The following is a 21,279-nucleotide window of genomic DNA, read 5'->3' as shown; positions in this document are numbered from 1 at the left end:
TTCAGAGTCGTCTGGATTACTGTTGGGGGGCCATGAACAGGTTCAACTGTTCCAAATCGGGTTCATGGTCTTCAATCTTTACCGGATAATTTCCGTCGAAACAAGCGGTGCAGAAGTTTCCCTTTTGGTCCTTGAAAACGGACAGCATTTTTTCAATGCTTATATAGTGAACCGAATCGGCCTGCAGAAATTCTTTGATTCCTTTAAGATCATATTTAGATGCGAGTAACTCGTTTTTTGTGGGCGTGTCGATTCCATAAAAACAGGAAAACAGAATCGGCGGCGAGCTGATGCGGAGATGGACTTCCTTTGCCCCTGCATCGCGTATCATTTTTACGATTTTACGGCTTGTGGTTCCGCGTACGATCGAATCGTCTATAACCACCACGCGCTTGCCCTCAAGCACCGGCCGGACGGCGTTTAATTTTACTTTTACTCCAAAATGGCGGATCTGGGACTGGGGTTCGATGAATGTCCGTCCTACATAATGGTTGCGAATAAGGCCCATCTCGTAGGGAAGTCCGGATTCTTCGGCAAATCCCATAGCTGAAATCACGCCTGAATCGGGCACGGGAACAACAAGATCGGCATCCGCAGGCCATTCCTGGGCCAAAGCCCGGCCTATCTCTTTCCGGGTTTCATAAACGGATTTGTTGAACAGAAAACTGTCGGGCCTGGAAAAGTAAATATGCTCGAAGACGCATTGCCGGGTTGGCGCTTTTTGAAACGGAAAAAAAGATTGCAAGCCATCTTTATTGATGAGCAGCAATTCTCCGGGTTCTAACTCGCGGATGAATTCTCCTTCAATCAAATCAAAGGCGCAAGATTCCGAAGCGATGATGTAGGCCCCATCCAGTTTTCCGAGGCACAAAGGCCGAAAGCCCTGCGGGTCACGAGCGGCGATCATCTCATCTTCGGTCATTAAGAGGAGAGAATACGCTCCCTTCACTTCGTTCAGTGCGGTGGCGGCACGGTCGACAAAAGTATCTCCCTTGGCTTGAGCCATCAAATGCACGATGACTTCGCTATCGTTCGTGGACTGGAATATCGACCCCGAAGCGCCGAGTCTCCGGCGGATGGTCATGGCGTTCACCAGATTCCCGTTGTGGGCCAGAGATAACGATCCCTCGGAATAATTGATCAGGCAGGGTTGGGCGTTTGCCAGGGCACTATCACCGGCGGTGGAATAGCGGTTGTGTCCGATGGCCATATTACCGGTAAGTTTTTCCAGGCGGTTCCCTTGAAATACATCCGCTACCAGTCCCATCCCCACTTCCAGATGCAACTTTCCATCGCGACTGGAAACGATGCCCGCGCTTTCCTGGCCTCGATGTTGCAATGAGTAGAGTCCGAGGTAAACCAGGTTTGCGGCTTCTGGATGGCCAAAAACTCCGACCACTCCGCATTCATCATGAAACTTATCGAGCATAATTCCCCAGGGTGTTTTTCCAGATATTTTTCAAGGTCTGAATATCCTGACGAATATATTCAGTGCTATTTATATTGGCTGTGAAATGAGAGCCTCCCACTTCACCGATCACAGTAAACGGAACATCCTTTTTCTGCGCCATCTCTGCAATGGCCTGCCTGTTTTCTGCCGCGAAGGAGATGAGAATACGGGACTGGGATTCACCGAATAGCAGCGCATCTGTTCTGAGTGTGGAATCCAGATTCAATGTTGCGCCCAAAGCATTCTCGGGTCCGGTGATACAGGACTCGACAATGGCTACGGCCAATCCTCCTTCGGAACAATCGTGGGCTGAATGAACTAATTGCCCTTGAATCAATTGCAGGCAAACTTCCTGAACGGCTTTTTCCTGTTTTTTATCCAGATACGGGGGCTTCCCCTGACACAAATCGAAAGCCAGTTTGAGATATTCACTGCCCGCGATTTCCTCCAGAGTCAATCCCAACAGGCCGATCAGATCTCCTGAATTTTTAAACCACTGCGTGCAACGGTGTTCCAGATTGTCCAATAGCCCAACCACCGCGACGGTGGGCGTCGGGAAAATAGAAACGCCTTTGGTTTCATTATAAAGACTGACATTGCCGCTGACCACAGGAATATCAAAATACTTGCAGGCTTCGGCAATCCCCAGCACCGCCTGCTCAAACTGCCACATGATTTCGGGTTTTTCAGGGTTGCCAAAATTCAGACAATTCGTCAAGCCGATGGGGGTGGCTCCAGAACAGACCACGTTTCGGGAGCATTCGGCCACCGCAATTTGCGCTCCCATGAAGGGATCGAGATAACAGTAGCGGCTGTTGCAGTCTACGGAGAGCGCCACCGCTTTATGGGTATCGGGGATGCGCATGACGGCGGCATCGGACCCCGGCAAAACCAGCGTGTTGAGACGCACCATATGGTCATATTGCTCATAGACCCACTCCTTGCTGGCGATGTTGGGAGAGGCCAACAGTTTTTTGAGTGCTTCATCGCCGCGTGCGGGGGACGCAAGCTCGGTCAGATCCAGATGCTGGACCGCTTCCAGATACTGCGGTCTACTTTTGGGACGTTTAAGATCCAGAGCGCCCTCCACTACCGGTGAAATCGGCAGGTTGACGACTTCTTCTCCCTGATACTTGATGCGGACGTTAAGGGACTCCGTCACATGGCCGATGACGGCGCCATCGAGACCCCATTTCTTCAAAATTTGCAGTGTGTCTTCTTCATGACCTTTTTTGACCACGAACAACATGCGCTCCTGGGATTCAGACAGGAGAATTTCGTAAGCCGTCATTCCTTTTTCCCGAAGGGGAACCTGGGAAAGATCGAACTCGATACCGGTTCCAGAGTTGCCCGCCATTTCAAAGGAGGATGAGGTCAAGCCTGCCGCTCCCATGTCCTGAACGCCGATGACCCAGTCTTTTGTCATCAGTTCCAGGCAGGTTTCGATGAGAAGTTTTTCCGTAAACGGGTCTCCCACCTGCACGGTGGGGCGCTTTTCCTCGGTGGTTTCGTCGAATTCCGAGGAGGCCAGAAGACTGGCTCCGTGGATTCCGTCCCTGCCGGTTTTGGCCCCAACGTAGATCACCGGATTGCCCACGCCGCCGGCTTTGGCAAGAAAAATTTTATCTGATTTTACGAGCCCGAGGCAGAAGGCGTTGACGAGAATATTGCCGTTGTAGCAGGAGTCAAAATAGATTTCTCCGCCAACGGTGGGGACGCCGGTGCAGTTGCCATAACTGGAGATGCCGTCCACCACGCCGTTTAAAAGATAACGGGTGCGGGGGTCTTCAAGGTCGCCGAACCGGAGGGAGTTCAATAGAGCGATGGGACGCGCGCCCATAGTGAAGATATCGCGCATGATGCCGCCAACCCCGGTGGCCGCGCCCTGATGCGGCTCGATGAAAGAGGGGTGGTTGTGACTTTCTATTTTGAACACGACTGCCAACCCATCGCCAATATCAATGACTCCTGCATTTTCCCCAGGTCCCTGCAAGACGCGCGGGCCCTTGGTGGGCAGGTTTTTTAGATAAGGCCGTGAACTTTTGTAACTGCAATGCTCGCTCCACATGACCGAAAAAATTCCAAGCTCGGTGAAATTGGGAGCCCGCCCCAATAGATCGAGAATCCGTTGGTATTCCTGAATGGTCAATCCATGTTGTTTGACTATTTCCGGGGTGATTTCAGGTGTGGGTTGGGGGTTTTGTGATTGTGGCACGGGTTCGGTCAGAGTGATTGGATGAGTGATTTAAAAATGAGTTGGCCGTCCCTGTTGGGCCAGAGCGGATCGGCGCAGCGTTCGGGATGAGGCATCATTCCCAGTACATTTTTTTCTTTATTAGCGACCCCGGCAATACTTTCGATGGAGCCGTTGGGGTTCGATGCGTCAGAGACCTTTCCTTCGGCATTGCAGTACCTGAGAATAATTTGGCCATTTTTTGTCATTTCTTTTATAGTTTCCGGCGGCGCGAAATAATTGCCATCTTGGTGGGCGATGGGAATTTTCAAAACCGGTTGGTTTTTACAGAGACTTGTAAAAGGCGTGTCTGCTGTTTCCACGCGAGTGGATACGGTTTTGCAGATAAATTTTCGCGATCGGTTTTGAATGAGCGCTCCGGGAAGCAGACCCGATTCGACAAGAATCTGGAATCCGTTGCAAATCCCTAAAACCCGGCCTCCCTTGTTCGCATAGTGGATCACGGCTTTCATGACCGGGGAAAATTTGGCGATAGCCCCTGCTCTGAGATAATCCCCATAAGAAAAACCACCGGGAAGAACGATGAAATCATAATCATCGAGAGCGGCATCATCTTTATGCCATATCCACCGGGTATCGATCTCAAAAATGTGTTTGAGGATATGATAACAATCGTGGTCGCAATTGGACCCTGGAAAAACAACAACGCCGCACTTCATAGAGTTTTTTCAGACAAGAAAATCATTATTCCGTAGGGGACAGCGTGATCTGGTAGGATTCGATTACGGTATTGGCCAATAGTTTTTCGCACATTTCCTGGACCCGGACCTGAGCCTCATCTTCAGAAAGGCCTTCCATCTGGACTTCCATGTATTTGCCCACAGTCACCTGCTTGACTTCACTATAGCCAAGGCCGGTGAGAGCATGATGAACGGCCTGACCCTGCGTGTCGAGGACACCTTTTTTGTATGTAACGTGAATTTTTGCGAGCATGATGGGGAGAGATTAACATAGAACCTGTAAAAATCCATAGCGGATTTGTGATAAGAAATGCATTCAAGGCGCAGGTTTTGACTGCCAGTGTTTTTTATGTTAAATGGTAGTGAGTTGAGGCTCCTCTGAGGGCCTCGTTTCCTTCCTCGAATAAGTTTCCCCCGTCGAACCGGATGAACCTAAAAATGCCCATCAGCCTGAATTCGGGGTCCGAACGAAAAAATCGATGGGTGGTTTTTTTTTTCTATCCATTTACCTGTTTACAGGCCAGGGGTCCATTCAATCGGCGGATGGAAAAATCATGTACCTTCTCACCCAGAGCATGGTGGAAAACCACAGCCTGAGTTTCACCGAGCGGGTCAGCCAGGGCGATCTGGAAGGGGCAAAATTCTCCAAATACGGAATTGGCATGAGTGTGCTGGCGGTGCCGTTTTATATTACCGGAAAAGCCCTGTCTGCAGTGCTTCCTGTTGAGCCGTCTTACGCCACTCTATTTTGCGTGAGCATGGTCAATGCATTCATCAGCGCTCTGACTTGCCTGCTCATTTACCGTTTGGGACGTGAGCGGTTTGGTTTTTTCCATCGAACGTCCGTCCTGCTGGCGATTGGCTATGGGTTGTCCACCATCGCCTGGTTTTACTCCGAGGATTTTATGAGCGAACCGGCCACTTCGCTGTTTCTGCTGGCCGCCGTATTTTCAGTGACGGGAAGTGATGCAGGCCAAAAAAAGCGCAACCTGCTGTGGGCGGGAGTTTTTATAGGCCTGGCCCTGACCTGTCGGTTGGCCACGTTGGTTACGGTTCCGGGTTTTCTGCTTTATATGATTCTAAACAGAGAAAACGCTCCCGCCTGGAAGATCAGAAGCCTTATTATGAATACTGCTAGGTTTCTGATTCCCGTCGCCTGCTTTATCTGTCTGATCTTTTTATACAATTACGTTCGTTTCCAGAATATTTTTGAAACAGGGTACGAAAAAGGCTTTGGAACTGAGGGATGGACCGGGTTGCTCGGCATTCTTTTTTCCCCCGGTAAATCGGTTTTTTTATATAATCCCCTCCTCATAGTCGGCTGCCTGGCGCTTCCGGCGTTTATTAAAACCAAAAGCAAAATGGCCTGGCTTTTTGGATGGATCGTTGGGGTCCACCTTGTTCTTTTTTCTTTCTGGCACAGCTGGTATGGCGGCTCGGGCTGGCGGCCCCGGTTGATGCTGGTGGCGCTGCCTTATTTGATTTTGCCCGTGGGTTTTCTATTGCAGCGAGCCAAAGGTAAGGCAGGAATCATCGCTGTCATGATTGTGGGGATTTGCATTCAGGTCCCTTCGGTGACGGTCAATATTTCCCGCTACTATTACGATTTGCGCCAACAGTATCAGGATCAGGCCCACGACATGCTGTTGTACTCCCCGGCGCACTCGCCGCTCATCGGTCAGGTTCAGCAGGTGGCCAAAGTTTTTGCGCGCCTGAATGACAAGGCGTTCATGGACCGACTGGTGACCCAGGCTCAGGCCGGTAAAAAATTTTTGGGGACTTCTGATGCAGAAGTTCTTGAAAAAGGACTCGCTGTCAATGCGCCTAATTTCTGGTGGGTATTCATGATTTTGTTCGGTTATCCTGCCTACCTCACTTTTGTCCCGGCCATTGTTCTCTTGTCCACCAGCCTGTTTTGCGGGTATAAATTATATAAAACTCAAGAAGATAGAATTTAGAATATGCGGCAGATAATTTTTGCCAAAACATTTGGCGGTTAACCTCAACGAATAAAAAATTTGCTATGAAAAATAGATGGAATGATAAAGATGCCGAAGCGGCGATAAAAACCTATAACGATGTTTCAGAGGACCTGGCGCTTCGCGTGTATACCTCGCGGTTGATCGGAGCCGACCCGGCCCTGGTCATTCACGGCGGCGGCAACACGTCCGTCAAGTCCACGGCCAAGACCCGAGTCGGGGAAGAAGTCCCCGTGCTTTACGTCAAGGGCAGTGGCTGGGACCTCGATACCCTGCAACCGCCCGGCCTGCCGGGAGTCAAGCTCGACCCTCTTCTCAAACTGAGGCAACTGGACCGTCTCAGCGATGAAGACATGGTCAACGAACAGCGGATCAACCTGCTGGACGCGTCTTCGCCCAACCCATCGGTGGAAACGTTGTTGCATGCCTTTCTGCCGCACAAATTCATCGACCATTCCCACGCCGACGCCAGTCTGGTGATCGCCAACCAGCCAAACGCGGAAGCAATGTGCCGGGAGATTTTTGGCGATACGTTTGGACTGGTTTCCTACATCATGCCGGGATTCCTGTTGGCCAAGGCCGCCGCTGAAGCTTATGAGAAAAATCCCGACGTCAAGGGGCTGGTGCTGATCAATCACGGCCTGTTCACTTTTGGAGAAACAGCAAAAGAAAGCTACGATCGCCACATCGAAGCGGTCACTCTTGCCGAAAAATTCATCGCCGGAAAAAAGCAAAAAACTCTATCGCCAATCAATGGTTCGAAGTCCAGCCTGAGGAAGGAAGAACTTCTCGTTAAAATCGCTCCTGTATTGCGCGGATTGTATGCCGAGAAGACGGGTGTTGCGTGGACGGTCCATCACCGCGAAGATGCTTTTGCATACGAGTTTGCTGGCAGTGCGGAGTGTTCCACCTGGTCGCAGATCGGCACCGCCACCCCTGACCACGTCATCCGCACCAAACAAAAACCGTTGTTGTTGAACCTTATAAACTTGGACGATGCCGATGCCCTGTGGGAAGAAGTGTCCCGGGCCCTGGAGCAGTACAGCGAAAACTATCACGATTATTTTCGAACCAACAGCCAGGCTAAAGGAGTGGAGAAAAAAGAACTCGATCCGCTTCCCCGCGTCATCCTGCTTAATGGCGTGGGGCTCATCACCATCGGCAAGACCACCAAGGAAACCGGGATCGCGGCGGATATCTACCAGCACACCCTGGGCATCATTCACCAGGCGTTCTCCATTGGAGAGTATCAACCGATCCAGGATGACGATCTGTTCGACATGGAATACTGGTCGCTGGAGCAGGCGAAATTAGGGAAAAGCCAACCCAAAAAACTGGAGGGCAAAATCGTCGCGGTGTCCGGCGCGGCGTCCGGCATCGGTTTGGCTACCGCCCGGTTGTTTGCAGAACACGGCGCCAATTTGTTTCTGATCGACCGGGATGACGGAAAACTGACAGCGGCCAAAGACGCTCTGCAAAAAGATTTAAAAGCCAGCGTTGTCACCTGTGCATTGGATGTGACCGACGGCAATGCGATCCGGGGAGCCTTCGGTCATCTGGTGCGTGAGTTTGGCGGGCTGGATATTCTCATCTCAAATGCCGGCAACGCGGTTCAGGGAAGAATAGGGGATGTCGATCCCGCCGCTTTAAGAGCCAGTTTCGATCTCAATTTTTTCGCGCATCAGGCACTGGCTTCCCAGGCGGTGAAACTGTTTCTTGAACAACGGACGGGAGGCGTACTTTTATTCAACGCTTCCAAGGCGGCGTTCAATCCCGGTAAAAATTTCGGCCCCTACGCATTACCGAAAGCCGCCGTCGTCGCGCTCACCAAACAATACGCCCTCGATTACGGCAAAGAGGGAGTCCGCGCCAATGCGGTGAATGCCGACCGGGTGCGGACGGGGCTGTTCACCGGTGATGTCATCAAGGAACGCGCGGCGGCACGCGGCTTGACGGCGGACGATTACTTCAAAAACAATCTCTTGGAGAAGGAAGTTTACGACACCGACGTGGCGCAGGGTTTTCTCGATCTCGCGCTGGCTGAAAAAACCACCGGCAGCGTCATCACCATCGACGGCGGCAACATCGCCGCCAGCCCGAGGTGAACTCCCGTGACGGAGCGCGGCAAAAAAGGGCCGGCGAAAAAGCCGGACACAGAAGACGAAACGCTGTGGCGTTCCGCCATGCAGGATGTGAAGCTCCTGAAAAAAAATGTGGACCCGGAGGAAACCGGAAAACCCGCCGCTGAGGTTGCCGGTGAGCCTGAAGAAGCAGAGACAAAGACCCAACCTTCCAAAAACCCGGAGTCAGCAAAGGAGCCGCCGCCTGCAGCCGGCATCGACCGGCGCACCGGGGAAAAACTGCGTCAGGGAAAGATTCCTATCGAAAGTCGCCTCGACCTGCACGGCCACACCCAGGCCCAGGCGCACAACGAGCTGATTCAGTTCATTGAAAAGGGATTCGCGCAGGGGCAACGTTGTCTGCTGGTGATCACGGGAAAAGGCAGTGGCGGGGGAAGAGAAGGCGGGTTTGAGTCCAAAACCGGAGTGCTGAGAGGAGAGGTCCCGCGCTGGCTTGCCGAGCGGCCGCTTGCGGGAAAGGTGATCACGTTCACTCAGGCGCAACCCAAACACGGCGGCGAGGGGGCGCTGTACGTTTATCTGCGGCGGAAAAAGAAGAGAAATATAGGTTAGGGAAAGACGGGAACTACTCCCACTCAATGGTGGCGGGGGGTTTGGAGCTGATGTCGTAGACGACGCGGTTGACGCCTTGTACTTCGTTGATGATGCGGTTGGAGAGTTTGCCCAAAAGGTCGTAAGGCAGATGCACCCAGTCCGCCGTCATGCCGTCACTGCTGGACACCGCGCGGATGGCGATGACGTTTTCGTAGGTCCTGGAATCGCCCATGACGCCGACGGTTTTGATCGGCAGAAGCACCGCGAATGCCTGCCAGATGCTGTCGTACAATCCCGCCGCTTTTATTTCCTGGATGATGATTTTGTCCGCCGCTCTAAGGATGGTCAGTCGTTCTCCGGTGATTTCCCCTAAAATGCGGATGGCGAGGCCGGGGCCGGGAAAAGGTTGCCGTCCGATAATTTCTTCGGGAATTCCCAGTTCTCTCCCCATGACGCGGACTTCATCCTTGAACAGTTCGCGCAGCGGCTCCAGAAGTTTGAGATCCATTTTTTCCGGCAGGCCACCGACGTTGTGATGGGTCTTGATCACGGCGGACGGCCCCTTGAAGGAAACCGATTCGATGACGTCGGGGTACAGGGTGCCCTGAGCCAAAAACTTGAAATTCCCCACCCGTTTGGCTTCTTTTTCGAACACTTCGATAAAGACATTGCCGATGATCTTTCTTTTTTCTTCCGGGTCGGTCACGTTTTCGAGACGCAACAAAAATTGGTCGGAGGCGTCGATCACGTCCAGGTTGATGTTGAAATTGTCGCGGAAGGTTTTTTCTACTTTTTCCCGTTCTTCCGAACGCAGGAGCCCGTTGTCGATAAAAATACAGGTCAGGTTGTCACCGATGGCCTTATGCACCAGGATGGCCACCACCGAGGAATCGACCCCTCCACTGAGAGCGCAAAGAACTTTGGATTTGCCGACTTTCTTTTTAACCTCGTTGATGGAATATTCCGCCAGCGATTCTATTTTCCAATTGGCTTTGCAGCGGCATATTTTAAACAGGAAGTTCTGCAGAATTTTTTTGCCTTCCGCCGTGTGAACGACTTCAGGATGAAATTGCAGGCCGTAAATTTTGTCGATGCGATTTTCGATCGCGGCGATGGGGGAGTTGGTGGTGAAAGCGGTAGCCGTGAACCCTGGCGGGGGTTTGGATATTTTGTCGCCGTGGCTCATCCACACGGTGGAATTATTTTTGACGTCTGCGAACAGGTGGGAGAATTCACGGATCATCAACTCCGCGCGTCCGTATTCCCGGTGCTCGGAAGGAGCGACTTTGCCGTTGAGCGTGTGGGTGATCAACTGCATTCCATAGCAGACTCCCAGTATGGGAATCCCCGCCTGAAAAAGCCCGCGATCGCAATGCGGCGCGCCTTCAGCCAGGACGCTGGCCGGTCCTCCTGACAGGATGATTCCCTTGGGCTTGAAGTCCAGAATTTCTTTCAGGGACCAGGTGCAGGGGTGAATTTCGCAATAGACCTGGCATTCCCGCACTTTGCGGGCAATGTTCTGGGTGTACTGGGAACCGTAATCCAGGATGAGGATTTTCTGTTCATGCAGTTTATCAGTTGTCATGTTTCAGAAGACTCGGCTAAGGGTAACGAAATTTCGGGCTTGAATCTATTTGGAGTTTATTAACTATTCGATATGATAATTGGGCGCTTCTTTGGTCACGATCACGTCGTGAACATGGCTTTCCCGCAAACCGGAAGGAGTGATGCGGATGAAAGAGGATTTGTCGCGCATCTCTGCAATATCCTTGCATCCGCAATAACCCATCGCGGCGCGCAGCCCGCCGAGCAACTGGTGAACGGTGAATGACAGAACCCCCCGGTAGGGGATTCTCGCTTCCACGCCTTCCGGCACCAACTTGCTTTCCGACAATTCCCGGTCCTGAAAATAACGCTCGCTGGACCCCTTGGACATGGCGCCCAGAGACCCCATCCCCCGGTATTCCTTGTAGCTGCGTCCCTGATAGAGAATTTTTTCTCCTGGGCTTTCTTCGGTGCCTGCGAACAGCGAGCCGATCATGACCGAATGGGCTCCTGCGGCAATGGCTTTGGAAATATCTCCAGAGAATTTGATGCCGCCGTCGGAAATAACGGGAATGCCATGTTTCGCCGCCGCTTTCACACACTCGGCGATGGCGGTGATTTGCGGCACGCCGACTCCGGTGACGATGCGCGTCGTGCAGATTGACCCTGGCCCCACGCCGACCTTGACCGCATCGGCCCCGGCCTTTATTAAGGCCAGCGTTCCTTCGGCGGTGGCGACGTTGCCGCCGATTACCTGCAAATCGGGGAAATTTTTCTTGATGTCGCGTATCGTCTGCAGAACTTTTTCCGAATGCCCGTGGGCGCTGTCGATCACCAGAACATCCAGCCCGACCTTGATCAGTGTTTCTATGTGGTCCATCGGGCTTTTGGCGACGCCCAAAGCCGCACCCGCCAGCAGACGGCCCTTGGCATCCTTGGCGGCGCGGGGGTATTGCCCGGCCTTTTCGATATCCTTGATGGTGATCAGGCCTTTAAGATTTCCTTCGTCATTGACCACTAACAATTTTTCGATGCGGTTGTCATGCAGGAGCTGTTTGGATTTTTCCAGAGGCGTGCCTTCCGGGATGGTCACCAGATTGTCCTTGGTCATCAGAGAGCGGATGGATTTCTCCATATCGGTCTCAAACCGTAAGTCCCGGTTGGTCAGAATGCCGACCAGCTTTTTGCCCTGGGTGATGGGAATGCCGGAGATGTTGTACTTTTCCATCACATCCAGCGCCTCGTGGATCTTCTGGTCCGGCTGCATGGTGATGGGGTCGGGAATCATGACGCTGACCGAGCGCTTGACCTTTTCCACCATCTTGCGTTGCTTGACCGGAGACAGGTTGCGGTGGATGATGCCGATGCCGCCCTCCTGTGCCAGAGCGATGGCGAGGCTGGCCTCGGTGACCGTATCCATCGGCGAACTGATCAACGGGCAGTTCAGCCGGATTTTCTGCGTCAACAGAGTGGAAACATCCACCTCGTTAGGCAACACCGTGGAATGCCCCGGTAGCAGCAGAACATCATCAAAAGTGAGGTAAGTTTTTATTTTATCTGGGTCCAGCATAAAGTTTTATTGGAAGTTAAAAGGGCTAGAGATGGTTTTATATCATATACATTGGGTGAATGAGACAATATATCACGTCCGAAAAGTGGAATTCACGCAATAATTGCGAAAAAGCGCTTTAGCCCCGGCAACAGGCGGGAAATGGACAGGATGGAGGGAAAAAAAGCCAAGACTTTTTCACCGCAAAGGCGCAGAGGACGCAAAGAAACCACAGATAAACACAGATGGGAAAAATAAAAAGGCAGTAGCACAGGCTGGAAAGCCTGTGCCCCATTTTTAAAGGGGACTGGGGAGATTTAGTTCAATAATCCCTCTCCCTCATGGGAGAGAAGGCGTTTCCTCCTCTCCTCCAAGGGAGGAGAGGATTGAGGTGAGGAGGGATTTCTCGATCTGCGGCCTCCCTGAGCTTGTTATATTTCACCATTGCCTTCATACCCCGAAGGGGTATGTGATATTCCCTCCTTTGCCTTCATGCCCCGCAGGGGTACTTCACAGAAGGGGGAGCAATTTCCCCCCTTTATTAAAGGGGGTCAGGGGGATTTTCTTTTCATCTTGTCAGTCCTGTCCAAGGGGTTTGGGTTTCTTTGCGTCCTTTGCGTCTTTGCGGTGAAAGCCCATATTTAAAGATACGATTTTTCAATCCTTTTGTAATTTCTTGTGAAAAAATTTACACAATCAGGGCCTTACTTATCAATCTTGTGCTACGCTATTAGGCATGAAACTCACACAAAAAATCACTCCCGCAGTTCTCGCTTTCATCCTATTACTGACGTGGCCGCTTTGGGCGTTTGCTGTGGAACCGATGCACCCCCTGTTCGCTCCCGGTGAAACCACCGAGTGGATGGGCACGTATTATAAAGGCAAGAAGCTCGGCTTCACCTTTGCCAAAATGCGCGTCACCGAAGATGAGATCACGGTGGACTCCAAAGTTTTCTTTCGCTTGCAGGCGGGCGGTGCGGATCAGACCACGACCTTTTCCCAGAACACTCACCTGACCCCCGATTTGCGTTTGAAGGATTTTTCTCTGGTGCAGATGATCATGGGAAGCCGGCAGGAAGTGGAGGCGCGACGGGAAAATGAAAAACTCGTTTACCGCATCAAGGGATTGGGTTTTGACAAGACCAAGTCCATCGCGTTTTCTCCAGCCACGGCGCCCTCCGCGACGTTTTTGCTGAATATCGTTCGCGATGGGCTGACAGTCGGCAAAAAGGGCAAGATCCCCATCTTCATGGAACCGTTCCAGATGCTGATGGATGTGGAATACAACATCCTGCGTAAGGAGCCGTTTGTGTATGAGGGCAAGCCGGTGGACACGTTTGTGATTTTCCACCGGGTGGCGGGGATGGAATCGACCCTGTGGGTGGCCGAAAGTGGCAGTGTGATGCAGGAAGTGACGACGCAAGGGTTTGAATCGCGCAAGGAGCCGGAACACATTGCCATAGACCTCGGCGACGAGGCGATGACGGTCAGCAGTCTGATTACATTAAGTTTGGTGAAACCGGGCAAGAATATTTCCCAACCGGGCAAAAAGCGGCAAATGCAAATGAAGCTGTCGAAAATGCGTTCGTCCGATTTGATCCCCCAGGACCATCGGCAGAAGGTGATGCAGTCGGAAAAGGCGGAGGACGGGACCTACGCTTCGGTGCTGTTGATAAATGCCGAGCCTCAGAAAGTGAAGCAAGCTGTTGTGCGCCCGGTTGCGGCATTTGCTCAGCCGGAGTATCTGGAAGACTCGGCGGAAGTGCAATCCAAACATCCCCTGATCCGGTCTCTGGCGAAAGAGCTGGTGGGCGACACGACTGACGCCTGGGAAGCCTCGCGCAAGATCAATCAATGGGTGTTCAATAATTTGGAAAAAGTGCTGGTTGATTCCGCCAGCGCCCTCAATGCGCTTAAAACGCGAAAAGGCGAATGCCAGTCGCACACCTACTTGTTCACCGCTCTGGCGCGGGCGGCGGGTATTCCGACGAAAATCGTCAACGGCCTGGTATATTCCCCAACCTACCAGGGGTTCCTTTATCACGCCTGGCCGGAAGTGTTTGTCGGCGAATGGCGGGCGCTCGACCCTACGTTTGGACAGGATGTGGTGGACGCCACCCACATCAAACTTTCCGAAGGGCAAAAGGACGATCAGTTCAAGCTGATGGAGTTTGTCGGCAAGGTGCAGATTGAATTGATTGAAAATTAAGATTTTGTAAGTCTGCGATGGGTATTTTCTCCCTCCTAAATCCCCCTTCTTTTGAGCGTTTCTCCTCTGGATTCGACAGAAAAAATTGCTGAAATTAATTTTCGCCTTATATTCGCTTACCGCTAAGATATAATTTTTTTTGGGTCAGACCCTTTTAGATATTGGGATTCCGAACTTTATCAAAATTCAGCGAGAAAATTATATTGACCTACCCCAATATGTTGTATATAGTCACCGTCATGAGCACTAAATACAGTGCTTTTCGTTTAAAAAACAAACACCTAAGAGCTAATGTCTTTTCCCGCCAAAGGGAACCCGGTGGACCTTTCTTTTTTTTTCAATAGTCCTGCATTATCTCTGTAAGTAACTCATAATTTCTGAACGCTAGATATCTAGCACCTATATTTTCCGGAGAGTCATTTTATGGTTGATGTTGAACGATTTTGTGAAATATGTGGAGAATTGAAAATCACAGTCTCAAGGCAATTGGTTTTTGTCGAAGGAGTAGGCGTATTAAAAAATGTCTGCATAGGCTGTGAGGAAATGATGAAAGCTGGTTCTGACGATAATTTGCTTGAAGACGAGTGATTTTCTCTCCACAATGAATTGGGCGAGGCTATATAGCCTCGCCTTTTTTATTTTGTTAACCCGTTTACTTTTTCAAAGGTGAGAAGTTACCTCTGTCCCTAAAAAATGTCCTCAAATTCATAAGATCTGGTTTCCCCCTCCACATCCTTAGCCACCTTGGCAACATTTGCAATAACCATACAAGCGTTTCCTAGGCTCCTCCCTATAGCTCACCTTCTTTCTGAACGTAGATATCTAACCTTATTTTTGAATTTCCCCGCAATCCCAACTTACTGACACAAAATTTTAGAATCCAAACTTAGGACACTAGAGCAAGAGCTAAATCTAGCGGTTTTTCTGAAGACAGTTTTCGCTGAACCCTTTTAGATATTGGAGCTCCGAAAAAAGGCTGGGGAAATCATCAAAATTTTATTGACCATACCACAATATATTGTATTATAGGCGTCTAGTTAGCACTAGATATAGTATTTTCTGCTTAAAAAACAAATACCTGCAAGGTATTGCGCAATTCTTTAAAGTGAGCGAGTTGGTTCTTTCCTTTTTTTTCAATACGCCTCATATTGTTTTATGAAGAATTAGCCGTGTATTTTAAGAAAGCCAAAATTCCTTAATAATAAATACCTACTAATTTATATTTTCCGGAGAGTCATTTTATGCGAATCAACCGTGTTTTTTCTAAAGATAACCAGGGGCCATACCAGGGGATCGATTTTACCGAAAGGACCTCCCGAATCAACAATGCGGATGGTTCGGTTGTTTCCGAGATCAAACATGTGATGGTGCCGGATTTCTGGTCCCAGGTGGCTGTTGATATCATGGCGCAGAAATATTTCCGCAAGGCCGGGGTCCCGGCGCGGTTAAAAAAGAAATATGAAAGCGGCGTTCCGGAATGGTTGTGTCCGTCCGAGCCCGATATGGAAGCGTTAGATCAATTGGCGGACTCCCAAAGGATTGCGCGGGAGACCGATTCGCGTCAGGTGTTTCATCGCCTGGCGGGTTGCTGGACCTACTGGGGATGGAAGAATAAATGCTTCCAAAGCGAAGAGGATGCCCGAAGTTATTACGATGAAATGTGTTTCATGCTGGCCCGGCAATACGCCGCTCCCAACTCGCCGCAATGGTTCAACACCGGTCTGCATTGGGCTTACGGTCTGGGCGGTCCCGCTCAGGGGCATTATTTCTACAACCCGGAATCGGGTGAACTGGAAAAATCCAGAAACGCCTATGAACACCCGCAGCCCCACGCCTGTTTTATCCTGTCCGTTAAAGACGACCTTGTAGGTGACGGCGGCATCATGGATTTGTGGCGGCAGGAGGCCCGGTTATTCAAGTACGGTTCCGGAACCGGAAGCAATTTTTCCACGCTTAGGGGTTCGGGCGAGTCGCTGTCCGGCGGCGGGAAATCTTCCGGGTTGATGAGTTTTCTCAAGATCGGGGACCGGGCCGCAGGCGCAATAAAATCCGGTGGAACCACGAGGCGAGCGGCAAAAATGGTCACGCTCGACATCGATCATCCCGACATTGAGGAATTCATTGGCTGGAAAGTTCGCGAGGAGGGCAAGGTCGCCGCGTTAGCCACCGGGAGCCGCATCTGTCGGCGCATGCTGAAAAGTGTCCTCAAAGCGTGCTGGGCGCCGGAAGGCAATGATGATTCCCGCTTCGATATCAAAAAGAACAAAGAATTAAAGAAGGCCGTATGGAAATCCATCGAGGCATGTGTTCCTGAGAACTACATCTACCGCGTCATCCAGCTCGCCCAGCAGGGAGCCAAGGATATGGAGTTTGAGGAGTACGACACCTGCTGGAATTCGGAAGGGTATACCACTGTTTCGGGGCAAAACTCCAACAACTCGGTCCGCCTCAGCAACGAATTCATGCGGGCGGTGGAGTGTGGCGGGGACTGGAACCTCATCCGTCGTACCGATGGGTTGATAGCTAAAACCCTGGAAGCGGGGGAGCTTTGGGACCAAGTTAATGAAGCGTCCTGGGCGAGCGCCGACCCGGGACTGCAGTTTGATTCCACCATCAATGAGTGGCACACCTGCCCGGAGGGTGGTCGCATTCGGGCGTCCAACCCCTGCTCGGAGTATATGTTTCTCGATGACACCGCCTGCAACCTGGCGTCCATCAATTTGATCCGCTTTCATAACGAGGCGCAGGGCCTGTTTGAAGTTGAAAATTACCGGCATGCCTGTCGTCTCTGGACATTGACTCTGGAAATTTCCGTCATGATGGCCCAATTCCCCAACGCGAGTATTGCCAAGAAGAGCTATGAATATCGCACGCTTGGCTTGGGGTACGCCAACCTGGGCGCTTTGCTCATGGTGCTGGGGATACCCTATGATTCTGAAAAAGGCAGGGCGATTGCCGGCGCTATATCGGCGCTGACCACCGGAGCCGCTTATGCCATGTCCGCTGAAATGGCACAGGAACTGGGACCGTTCCAGGAATACAAAAACAACAAGAAACACATGTTGCGGGTGTTACGCAATCATCGTCGGGCGATTCAAAACAGCGAGGTGCACGAATACGAGGGGCTGACGATTTATCCGCAGGGCGTTTCCAGCGAATTTTGTCCGGCCTATCTGCAAAGGGCCGCGGTGAAGGAATGGGCCGATGCCCTGGAACTTGGCCAGCGCTATGGTTACCGGAACGCCCAGACGACCTGCATCGCCCCAACAGGCACTATTGGATTATTGATGGATTGCGATACGACGGGAATTGAGCCCGACTATGCCCTGGTCAAATACAAAAAACTTGCAGGCGGCGGCTATTTCAAGATCATCAACCAGTCGGTTCCCGTTGCCTTGAAACGCCAGGGGTACAGCGAGGAAGAGATCCGCAAGATCATCAGCTATTGTGTCGGCACAGGGCGGCTGGATTCGGCGCCGCACATCAACCGCGAAACGCTCCAGGGTAAAGGCTTTACGGAGGATGTGCTCGACAGGATTCAGGCCGAGCTTCCCAAGGTGTTCGACATCACCTTTGCCTTCAATAAATATGTATTGGGTGAAGAGTTTTGTAAAAACATTTTGCATTTGACAGATGAACAATTGAATTCGTTCGAGTTCAACATGCTTGAGCATCTGGGCTTCCGTAAAGAGGAAATCATACTTGCCAACGATGCGATTTGCGGGACCATGACCATCGAAAACGCGCCGCACCTCAAAAAGGAGCATTATCCCATTTTTGACTGCGCCAACAAATGTGGGAAATATGGCGAGCGTTATATCCGGCCTGAAGCCCATATCCGCATGATGGCCGCCGCTCAACCGTTCCTTTCCGGCGCCATTTCCAAAACCATCAATATGCCCAACCACGCGACCATCAAGGACGTGGAGAAAGCGCATATGCTGAGCTGGAAACTGATGCTGAAAGGGACCGCCGTTTACCGGGATGGCTCCAAATTGAGTCAGCCTTTGAACAGCATGGCCAGCGAAGATTTCAGTCATTTGAAAATGGAGCTTGTGGAAGAAAAGGAACCGATAGTCATTGCCGAAAAGATCGTGCAAATGGTTCGAGAGCATAAACGCAAACCTCTGCCGCATCGCAGGCAGGGATACACGCAAAAGGCATCCATCGGCGGTCACAAGGTCTATCTGCGAACCGGTGAGTATAAAGATGGTTCTCTGGGTGAAATATTCGTCGATATGCACAAGGAGGGCGCGGCCTTCCGCAGTCTGATGAACTGTTTTGCCATATCCATTTCGCTGGGTCTGCAACATGGCGTTCCGCTTGAAGAGTTTACAGACGCTTTTGTCTTCACCCGGTTCGAGCCGAACGGCTTTGTCACGGGGAATGACAGAATCACCATGGCGACTTCCACCATTGATTATATTTTCAGGGAACTGGCCATCAACTACCTGGGCCGGAATGATCTGGCGCAAGTGACCCCGGACGATCTCCGCAGCGATGCCATCGGACAAATAGATAAACAGGCTGAGGAGAAGGATGAACCTAAAATTTCCAACGGCGCAGGCAACGGTAATGGCCATGCAGTGCCTGAGGTGGTTCTAAGAACAACCGGGAACGGCAGTCAGCTGCTTGACAAAGCGCCGCTGGCCGGAAACGGGGTGCAGGTGAAAGTGAAAACAGTTTCCACAGTGGCCATTGCCCGGTTGAAAGGATATGAAGGCGACCCCTGCAATGAATGCGGTCAATTGACCCTGGTGCGCAATGGGACCTGCCTCAAGTGCCTGACCTGCGGCGCGACATCGGGGTGTTCGTAAGAATTGCAGGCTCGCAGAAAAAATAGTTTGAAAAAAATGGGGGGAGCCTTTTGAAGGCTGTCCCCTGTTTTATTTGCAATAACTCAGGCATTATCTGATGGACAGTGTTAGATTTCGAAGGACCGGATTTGGCTAGAAGCGGACACAGGCAATAGTCAACATCCGGCCAGTCACCTGAAAATACAAATGCTGCCCAACAAACCATAAACGAAAGCTAAATCTAAAAGTTAGGGAATATAGATGAAGATTAAGAAATTACGATTGAAAAATGGCTACAAAAGGTTTTTTGATTTGACGATCGACCTTGGCACCCCTAAGCGAGTTGTTGCACTTGTCGGACCAAATGGTTGCGGAAAGAGTAGTGTGCTTGATGGAATATTATTTCACCATAATGCGCATGGATGTATTGGAAGCAAAGGTAATAAAGATCATAATTACCATTCTATGAATCAAACTACCAATTACGACTACACAAATGTAGAGATTGAGTTTGATACCGGTAATTATCAGACTGTCAGGAATTTGAAGGCGGCAAAGGGGAAAGAAAATACACTTTTTTCATTTCGTAGTCCCTATCGGTAAAACAATAACTTGAAGGTTAAGGAAACAAGAGCGACTCCAGAAATAAGGTTGAATAATTATGGCGCAACCTCTGCTTCTGATCTTGACGATAAAATGGAAGAGAACTACCGTCGACTTTATGTAAAGTACAATAAATATATGAATGATGTAGATTGCGCCCCGAGCTCTGCGAAATCAAAAATAATCGGTGATATTAATTCATCCTTAAGCAAATGCCTATCATTGGAAATTTCTAGTATTGGCAGTATTGAAGCTTCCCAGGGCACCTTGTACTTTAAAAAAACTGATCACCCCACAGAATTCGAATTCAATGTTCTTTCTTCAGGAGAAAAAGAGGTAGTGGATATATTGTTAGATCTTTACTTAAGACGGGAAGAGTATAGTGAGACAATATTTTTATTGGATGAACCTGAGCTACATATTAATACGAGCATCCAGAAAAACCTGCTAATTGAAATTGACCGTTTAGTAGGTGAGGACTGTCAAATTTGGATTACTACTCATAGCATAGGGTTCTTACGCGCACTGCAAGATGAGTTAAAAGGTAAGTGTCAGGTTATTCAGTTTCATGATGACCAAGAACTTGCCTCAAAGCCATGTACATTAACTCCAATGAAAACATCAAGAGTAGCATGGAAAGATATTTTTGAAATAGCACTTGATGACCTAGCCAGTCTCGTATGTCCTAAGGTGATCGTATATTGCGAGGGGAGAGATGCACCTGCTGCTGGCGGGATGGAGAGAGGATTGGATGCTCAAGTATATAATAAGATATTTTCTGATTCACATCATGACACTTTATTTGTATCTAGTGGAGGGAATACAGAGCTTGACCAACGAAGTGAAATAGCTATTTCTATTATTAGCAAAGTGATTTCTGAGTTAGAGATACTTGTTCTAAAAGATAGAGATATGGCGTCAGGGAAAAAGACGACCGAGATGGATAGGCTTCAATACCTTAAAAACAATCCTAAAAACCATAGAGTTCTAAAAAGGTGGGAAATTGAAAACTACCTGTACGATAAAGAAGTTCTTGTTAACTACTGTAGTAAAAACAGCCTAGTTTTTGACGGAAAGTCTTATGATGCGCTGGTAACTGACATTGAAAACCAAAATTTAAAGGATGCAACGGGGAAAATTAAAAATATTTGTGGCCTTAAAACAAGCATTAACCCTGAAACATTTAAGCTCAACCTTTCAGAATACGTTACAAAAAATATGAAAGTGTTTAATGATTTACAATCGTCTATTTTTGATTAGTCATTTCGACGCTTGCAAAGCTATTAAATTCGTTGCCTAAGGTCGCTAGGTGCTCGTAAGTTCGTGCCATGGCGACTTAATTAATGTCCGCTCCTAGCCGATAGCGGTCTCTCGGGGCACGAAAACGTTTGGCAGTGGCTATCAGATTGGTTGCCGACGAATACATTGTTTACAGTTCGTTCTTTTTTTAAACGTTCCATTGGGTATTTCTTAAGGGCATCTCTAAAAATTGACAACGACGCCGAATCGCCAATTCAAAGAAGCGTCTTTTGTTTTAGT

At 50.1% G+C, this 21,279-nt stretch carries 14 protein-coding genes; 8 read left to right on the top strand and 6 right to left on the bottom strand.

Features of this window, described 5'->3' with window-relative positions; all coding sequences use genetic code 11:
- Positions 1-16: 16 nt before the first annotated feature.
- Genes purF through purS form a run of 4 tightly spaced genes read right to left on the bottom strand, consistent with a single transcriptional unit; the run spans position 17 to position 4,637 of the window.
- Positions 17-1,429: an amidophosphoribosyltransferase gene (gene purF / locus O3C58_02060; protein MDA0690649.1), complete on the bottom strand. Its 1,413-nt coding sequence runs from the start codon at positions 1,427-1,429 to the stop codon at positions 17-19.
- Positions 1,419-3,665 carry a phosphoribosylformylglycinamidine synthase subunit PurL gene (gene purL / locus O3C58_02055; GenBank protein MDA0690648.1) on the bottom strand — a complete coding sequence of 749 codons (2,247 nt, stop codon included), beginning with the start codon at positions 3,663-3,665 and terminating at the stop codon, positions 1,419-1,421. The genes purF and purL overlap by 11 nt, the downstream gene beginning before the upstream one ends.
- A gap of 8 nt (positions 3,666-3,673) precedes the next feature.
- The gene (gene purQ, locus O3C58_02050) at positions 3,674-4,363 is read right to left on the bottom strand and encodes a phosphoribosylformylglycinamidine synthase subunit PurQ (GenBank protein ID MDA0690647.1); all 690 of its coding nucleotides are present in this window, start codon (positions 4,361-4,363) and stop codon (positions 3,674-3,676) included.
- A gap of 25 nt (positions 4,364-4,388) precedes the next feature.
- The gene (purS, locus tag O3C58_02045; GenBank protein MDA0690646.1) at positions 4,389-4,637 is read right to left on the bottom strand and encodes a phosphoribosylformylglycinamidine synthase subunit PurS; all 249 of its coding nucleotides are present in this window, start codon (positions 4,635-4,637) and stop codon (positions 4,389-4,391) included.
- A gap of 226 nt (positions 4,638-4,863) precedes the next feature.
- Between purS and O3C58_02040 the strand changes: the two genes are divergently transcribed.
- The 3 genes from O3C58_02040 (at position 4,864) to O3C58_02030 (ending at position 9,056) form a co-directional block, all read left to right on the top strand.
- Positions 4,864-6,342 carry a glycosyltransferase family 39 protein gene (locus O3C58_02040; protein ID MDA0690645.1) on the top strand — a complete coding sequence of 493 codons (1,479 nt, stop codon included), beginning with the start codon at positions 4,864-4,866 and terminating at the stop codon, positions 6,340-6,342.
- A gap of 65 nt (positions 6,343-6,407) precedes the next feature.
- Positions 6,408-8,468, top strand: a complete 2,061-nt coding sequence (locus O3C58_02035) for a bifunctional aldolase/short-chain dehydrogenase (GenBank protein ID MDA0690644.1) — start codon at positions 6,408-6,410, stop codon at positions 8,466-8,468.
- A gap of 6 nt (positions 8,469-8,474) precedes the next feature.
- The gene (locus O3C58_02030) at positions 8,475-9,056 is read left to right on the top strand and encodes a Smr/MutS family protein (GenBank protein MDA0690643.1); all 582 of its coding nucleotides are present in this window, start codon (positions 8,475-8,477) and stop codon (positions 9,054-9,056) included.
- A 13-nt stretch (positions 9,057-9,069) separates the two neighbouring features.
- Here the strand turns inward: O3C58_02030 and guaA are convergent, their stop codons facing one another.
- On the bottom strand, positions 9,070-10,623 hold the full coding sequence (gene guaA / locus O3C58_02025; protein MDA0690642.1) for a glutamine-hydrolyzing GMP synthase: 1,554 nt from the start codon (positions 10,621-10,623) through the stop codon (positions 9,070-9,072).
- 63 nt (positions 10,624-10,686) lie between these two features.
- Positions 10,687-12,153: an IMP dehydrogenase gene (guaB, locus tag O3C58_02020; protein ID MDA0690641.1), complete on the bottom strand. Its 1,467-nt coding sequence runs from the start codon at positions 12,151-12,153 to the stop codon at positions 10,687-10,689.
- Between the two features lie 715 nt (positions 12,154-12,868).
- Between guaB and O3C58_02015 the strand changes: the two genes are divergently transcribed.
- From O3C58_02015 to O3C58_01995, 5 genes are all read left to right on the top strand, one after another.
- A complete protein-coding gene (locus tag O3C58_02015; protein MDA0690640.1) occupies positions 12,869-14,341 on the top strand; it encodes a transglutaminase-like domain-containing protein in 1,473 nt (490 codons plus the stop codon).
- 423 nt (positions 14,342-14,764) lie between these two features.
- Entirely contained in the window at positions 14,765-14,929 is a 165-nt protein-coding gene (locus tag O3C58_02010) for a hypothetical protein (protein MDA0690639.1), read from the top strand.
- Positions 14,930-15,582: 653 nt separating this feature from the next.
- On the top strand, positions 15,583-19,158 hold the full coding sequence (locus O3C58_02005; GenBank protein MDA0690638.1) for a vitamin B12-dependent ribonucleotide reductase: 3,576 nt from the start codon (positions 15,583-15,585) through the stop codon (positions 19,156-19,158).
- Positions 19,159-19,398: 240 nt separating this feature from the next.
- The gene (locus O3C58_02000) at positions 19,399-19,740 is read left to right on the top strand and encodes an AAA family ATPase (GenBank protein MDA0690637.1); all 342 of its coding nucleotides are present in this window, start codon (positions 19,399-19,401) and stop codon (positions 19,738-19,740) included.
- 9 nt (positions 19,741-19,749) lie between these two features.
- Positions 19,750-21,000, top strand: coding sequence for an AAA family ATPase (locus tag O3C58_01995; GenBank protein MDA0690636.1), 1,251 nt, complete (start codon positions 19,750-19,752; stop codon positions 20,998-21,000).
- The last annotated feature ends 279 nt before the right edge of the window (positions 21,001-21,279 follow it).

Source organism: Nitrospinota bacterium (assembly GCA_027619975.1).
Taxonomy (GTDB): domain Bacteria; phylum Nitrospinota; class Nitrospinia; order Nitrospinales; family VA-1; genus JADFGI01.
The sequence above is the reverse complement of the archived record's forward strand: the minus strand, read 5'-3'. Positions and strand labels throughout refer to the sequence as shown.